At 67.2% G+C, this 2,646-nt stretch carries 3 protein-coding genes; 2 read left to right on the top strand and 1 reads right to left on the bottom strand.

Features of this window, described 5'->3' with window-relative positions; translation table 11 throughout:
* Positions 1–208: 208 nt before the first annotated feature.
* Positions 209–1,141: a GNAT family N-acetyltransferase gene (locus Vqi01_RS30115; protein ID WP_204038521.1), complete on the top strand. Its 933-nt coding sequence runs from the start codon at positions 209–211 to the stop codon at positions 1,139–1,141.
* A 377-nt stretch (positions 1,142–1,518) separates the two neighbouring features.
* Here the strand turns inward: Vqi01_RS30115 and Vqi01_RS30110 are convergent, their stop codons facing one another.
* Entirely contained in the window at positions 1,519–2,154 is a 636-nt protein-coding gene (locus Vqi01_RS30110) for a TetR/AcrR family transcriptional regulator (RefSeq protein WP_204038520.1), read from the bottom strand.
* A 20-nt stretch (positions 2,155–2,174) separates the two neighbouring features.
* Between Vqi01_RS30110 and Vqi01_RS30105 the strand changes: the two genes are divergently transcribed.
* The coding region (locus Vqi01_RS30105) for an NmrA family NAD(P)-binding protein (RefSeq protein WP_204038519.1) at positions 2,175–2,646 on the top strand (472 nt) is incomplete at its 3' end.

The following is a 2,646-nucleotide window of genomic DNA, read 5'->3' as shown; positions in this document are numbered from 1 at the left end:
TCGCCGGTCGCCTTTAGAGACACGCAGCTTGTCCAATTGGTTTGGTTAATGGGTTGCGGGCATAGGACGCCTTGATTAGAACTGGCAGCCGAACCTACAGGGAAGGAGGGCTGAGCCATGTACGCCACGCACATCGCGCTCGTGTCCTCCCGGGCGACCAGCTGAGCTGATCCCGGAGCGGGAGGGGCGCCTCCAGACGGAGATTGCCTTGACTTTGCACCAGCATGATCTGACCCTGCGCCCGATCACCGGGCCCGACGAGCTAGACCTGTTCAACAGCTTGCCGTACGTCCTCAACAACGAGCTCGGCAGTGACTTGGCGGCCGGTCGCCGCCGCCCGGAATGGCTGTGGCTCGCGCTACGCGGTGATCGCGTGGTGGCCCGGGCCGGATGGTGGTCGCGCCCCGGGGACGAGCACGCCCTGTTGATGGACATCTTCGACATCGACGGTGACGTCGAAGACGGCGTGCGGTTACTGCAGGCCGCACTGCCCGCCGTGACACCTGCCGGCGCGACACCCCCAGAGTACGGCCGGTTTCTCCCGGCGGACTGGCGCAACCACCAACACACCCGTCAGGCCGTCAACGACCGGATGGGTGCACTGAAACGTGTCGGAGCCAAGCTGCTCGTCGAACGGCTGCGTCTGGAATGGCGACCCGGCACGCCCATCCCCGAGTTCGGCGGGCGGCTCGTCTTCCGGCCGGTTCGCAACGCGGGCGAACTCATCGAGCTGATGACGCTTGTGCTGGACGGCACCCTCGACGCGCACAGTCGCGAGACCCTGACCCGCATGACCGCCCGCCAGGCCGCTCAGGAGCAGTACCAGAACGAACTCGAGCGCTACGCCAGCCCGCACGATTGGTGGCGGATCGCGACGCTTCCGGACGGAGAACCGGTCGGGTTCGTCATGCCCGCGCACAACGGCAACAACCCGATCATCGCGTACCTCGCAGTGGTGCCCGCGCATCGCGGCCACGGCTACATCCACGACATCCTGGCCATGGGTACGAGCCTGCTCGCAGCGCAGAACGTACCGCGGATCCGGGCTTCCACCGACGTCGGCAACACGCCGATGGCGGCAGCCTTCGCCCGGGCCGGCTACGTCACCATCCAGCGCCAGATCGACATGACCTGGCGATGATCATCAGCCGCACTTGCCGGATTCGGGTTCTGGCAGCTCAGGATCGTTGTCTGCCGACACTCGTCCCCCTCGACAATTTCCTACTGGCGTTGCCCGGCGACTAGAAGATCCCCACCGAGACAGGCAGCGCCCACGCCGACGCGCTTGCCCCGGCACACCGGCCCTGGCGCGCGGGAGCTGCGGTGACGGTGTGGTGCCCGGGTCCGCGTACTTGCTGGACCGCCCAGTCGTTGATCGCTCGGGTGGCCAGGGTGATGTCGTCGCGGCGGTGGTGCGGGCGAACGAGCATCCTCGCGGTCCACCCCGGGGCGAGCCGATCGGTACTTTGCGGCGTTCTTCTCCGGTACGCGCAGCAGCGGGGCTTCCGCTGTCGCGCATCACTGGTGCCGTATGCCTTCGAGGGCTAGCCGGAGCAGCCGGCCAGCTGCAGGCGGGTCGCCTTCGGTGGCCTGGGAGATGGCCTGGACAAGCGTGATCAGGTCGTCCGGGGAGACACCAGGCCGGACTGCGGCCACTTGAAGCGCTCGGCTCATCAGGCCCTCCGTCGCCTCACGCACTATGCCATGGCAGGTGTGGCTGTACGATGCTGTGCTGTCCGCTGCGTCGAGTACAGCCGCCAAACCACGGGTGCTCGCTGCCGCGACTGTCAGCTCTTCCAGCCAGGTGAGCAATGCCGTGCGGGGATCTTTGTCAGCCAGTTCACCGGCCCGCCGGCGAAGGTGCGCGACGCTGTCTTGGAAAACCTCCTCGAGCAGCGCATGCCGGGAGGGAAAGTGCCGGTGCAACGTGGCAGAGCCCACGCCGGCCTCGCGGGCGATCTCCTCAAGGGAGACCTGAGCCCCGTCACGCGCGACGAGGGCCGCGGCCACCGCGACGAGTCGCTTGTGGTTGCGCTGCCAGTCCGAGCGCTGCGGCCGGACTTTGCGTTCTGTCATCAGCGAGACCGCCCACTTGACTGAAATGGAGGGACACCCCGTATCGTAGCTCGAGTCAAATGGGGTGATGCCCCACATCGCTCGTTGAGGAGACTCCTATGCCCGCATCACCAACGCCCGTACTGGTCACGGGAGCGACCGGCAACCAGGGCGGCGCCGTGGCACGAGCCCTACTCGCCACCGGCGTCCCGGTACACGCCCTGGTGCGAAACCCCAACACCGAGAGCGCCGCCGCCCTAGCTAATCTCGGCGCCGTCCTGGTGCACGGCGACCTCGACGACATCACGTCGCTGGCGGCGGCCCTCGTCGGCGTCAACGCGGTGTTCTCCGTGCAGACGTCCGACGTCACCGACCCCACGGGCGACTCCGAAATCCAGCGTGGAGACAACCTCGTCAAGGCCGCGCGCTCGGCGGGCGTCGAACACTTCGTTCACACTTCGGTCGCGGGCACAGCCGCTGTCGATGTCGAGCACTTCGACGAGGCACGCTACGGCGCGATCACGCGGCAGTACTATCACAGCAAGGCCGCGGTCGAGGAACTCGTGCGCGCCGCCGGCTTCCCCCAATGGA

Source organism: Micromonospora qiuiae, from assembly GCF_016863555.1.
GTDB lineage: Bacteria > Actinomycetota > Actinomycetes > Mycobacteriales > Micromonosporaceae > Micromonospora > Micromonospora qiuiae.
This window is presented reverse-complemented; position numbering and strand designations above follow the sequence as displayed.

Bases quoted from the DNA above. Each gene is read 5' to 3' on its own strand.
- Vqi01_RS30110 (WP_204038520.1), bottom strand. From the start codon at position 2,154: ATGTGGGGCATCACCCCATTTGACTCGAGCTACGATACGGGGTGTCCC.